Annotated in this window: 3 protein-coding genes and 1 pseudogene; 1 reads left to right on the forward strand and 3 read right to left on the reverse strand. The window is 36.4% G+C overall.

All coding sequences use genetic code 11. The annotated features are described in order from the left end of the window. Positions 1-155 precede the first annotated feature (155 nt). Positions 156-356, forward strand: a complete 201-nt coding sequence (locus BHE89_RS14690; RefSeq protein ID WP_128860592.1) for a hypothetical protein — start codon at positions 156-158, stop codon at positions 354-356. A 372-nt stretch (positions 357-728) separates the two neighbouring features. On the opposite strand, the gene BHE89_RS14695 is transcribed toward BHE89_RS14690, so the two are convergent. The 3 genes and pseudogenes from BHE89_RS14695 to BHE89_RS14705 form a co-directional block, all read right to left on the reverse strand. Continuing rightward, positions 729-1,166 carry a hemagglutinin repeat-containing protein gene (locus tag BHE89_RS14695; protein WP_286146173.1) on the reverse strand — a complete coding sequence of 146 codons (438 nt, stop codon included), beginning with the start codon at positions 1,164-1,166 and terminating at the stop codon, positions 729-731. Continuing rightward, positions 1,067-1,294 (reverse strand): annotated as a pseudogene (locus tag BHE89_RS25925) (hypothetical protein); the annotation flags it as partial. The gene BHE89_RS14695 and the pseudogene BHE89_RS25925, both read right to left, overlap by 100 nt. Positions 1,295-1,471: 177 nt before the next feature. Next, the gene (locus BHE89_RS14705) at positions 1,472-1,816 is read right to left on the reverse strand and encodes a hypothetical protein (RefSeq protein WP_069367044.1); all 345 of its coding nucleotides are present in this window, start codon (positions 1,814-1,816) and stop codon (positions 1,472-1,474) included. Between the last annotated feature and the right edge of the window lie 607 nt (positions 1,817-2,423).

Consider the following 2,423-nt stretch of genomic DNA (forward strand, 5'->3'; position numbering starts at 1 on the left):
CTGACTCTTTTTTTATTATGGTGGTTTTTTTTATCTCATGTCACTTTTACAACAAACTGGTTTTATTCTTCTTCATTAAAAAATGAACATTATCAGGTAGCTTATTAATCATCCAGCCCCCATCAATTTCTTTGGTATTTATTTTTGGTTAGTTAATGAACAACCTGTTTTTGTCGTTCTCTATTGACAAAGAAGGTAAATATATTGGACAAAGTTCTCCATTCACTATAGCCAGCCACATTCACCTTATTGGTGGAGAAAATGTATTACCAAAAACATATGAATATGATAAGAAATTTGGGGATTATGATAATTTTTTATCTAAGTGGTGGTTCTTTTTAGTGATGATTATCTAATTTCAACAAAACATAAAAAATGGTGGAGCTCTATTTTGCAATATTTTCACTAAATATTTACCTATATAATAGTGTGCATGCAGTGAATACAGAATTTATATAGTTATAGTTATAGTTATAGTTATAGTTATAGTTTATAGTAGTGAATATGTTAACGTATTGAGAGATAAAGAATATTCAGAAAAATGAATACGATATTCAGTGAGTTACTTACCAAACAACGCTCCCTCCCCCCACACAAAATTAGTGGTAAATGATTGAAGGAACTAGGATTTGATATGGGTACACACTACACCTTCACCCGCCAAACCAAGCTGGACAATTGATTATCCGATTGGCTAAGGAAGAGTAAGATCGTCAAAGAAAAAAGCTTTATTGAACTTCTCTTCTATAATAAACACATATTCCATTGGTTTGCGTGATATCCATCGCCTGATTGCCAATTTCGCCAATCAGTTGCGCTTGTTTTAAGCGGTTTTGCTCTTTATCGAATATCGGGTTAATACTGCCGTCATTGGCGTGCTCGGTATCGCGGTTGAGCTCGTTAATATCCTGTTTTTGTTTGTCTTTATTGCGAACAATGACACTACCGTCACTGACCGCCGATTGCGTGGTGCCTTCGGCGTGGCCGCTGTTATTGGCGTTAGAGAGTAACCCGCTTGCGACATTTGTGAAGAGTTGGTCGCCAATTGGGCCACCAGCACTCACGCCTACGCCAACGCCGATACTGCCGCCTTTGTTGCTGTTTTGGCGGGTGGTTTGCTCGGTGTTTTGGGCAGAAACAAGATTGATATCTTGCGTGGCAGACAGTGATAAGTCTTTACCGGCTTTGAGTTCACTATCGACGACTGTGATATTACCGCGTCTGGGTTGCTGTCTTTATTTTTACCCGTTGCGGTAATCGACAGATTTTGTCCGGCATTTAAGGTACTGCTTTGCGACTGGCGACTGTCGGTATGGGTTTCGCTTTTCGACGATTGGCATTAGTGCTCAGTTGTAAGGCTAAAAGCTAGACAGCTAAAGAAGAAGGGGGGGATAAAACCAGGCAATATACTGTGGGTTACTTACCGAACAACGGTAAACCCAACCCTAACCCTCAACTGACCATTAGGATGCTAAACATCTATCACTTTGCCAGTATCTTTAAAGCTATATTGACCTGTTCCAGCATCCCAACTGGGTATTTCCCTACCGCTTTTTGCAAAAGCTAAATACGCCTTTGCAGCCACAAATTGAAGAGCTTTCGCTTCTGTTGTTGGCAGTGTTCTGCTTAATATTTCAGTAGCTTTTTTAGGAGTCATTTCCTGCTGTGCTAAAAATACATCAAACGGAATACCTGTCAGATTACCCCATGCTATCAAAATTCCAAGTGCCGGATTTTTCCCCTCTGGATGTGTTCTTTTTGCTACTTTCGTTAGGGCTGCATTGATTTCTTCTATACTGCCATCATTTTGAGCCATTAAGATCGCTAGTGATGAAACTGATTGCCTATAATCAGCTATACCTGTAGGTTTGAAGAGGTTATTCTCAACAATAATTATTTATAATTAATTGCATATGATTAATTAATGTGCATTCGCTATACTTCTTTATGCATTAATTTTCGTAAAAAATCACGAGCTTCTTTTTTTAGCTCGCCCTTTCCCTTGAAGGCTTTTTTCATACTCTTGTACAGTCAAAATTTCATTTTTAGTTATACTATGATCTATAGTCGAGAGGTCGAACTCTATTACAAATTTTTTTATTCACTAAATAAGCATAAAATTTCAACGTATTGGTCTATTCCTTGATATAAAATATCTACCGAATCTAAAAAAGAAAACTCATTTTGGAGAAATGGTAAAATAATTTCTTTTTCAATTTTTTTTAAACTTTATTAACTCATCATTATTATTCATGTTTTAATTTATAACTCCTGGAGTTGCTGTAACTAAATTTTCCTTGCTTATCAGTAAGGATAGTCATTTTATTCGTAGGACCATTACTAAATTTTATCAATTCCAATTTGTTTATCTAAAATGATTGTTCGTTGATATAATATTTCTTCCTTTACCTGTTGCTTTATTC

It is taken from the genome of Shigella sp. FC1967 (assembly GCF_001743005.1).
Classification (GTDB): Bacteria; Pseudomonadota; Gammaproteobacteria; order Enterobacterales; family Enterobacteriaceae; genus Proteus.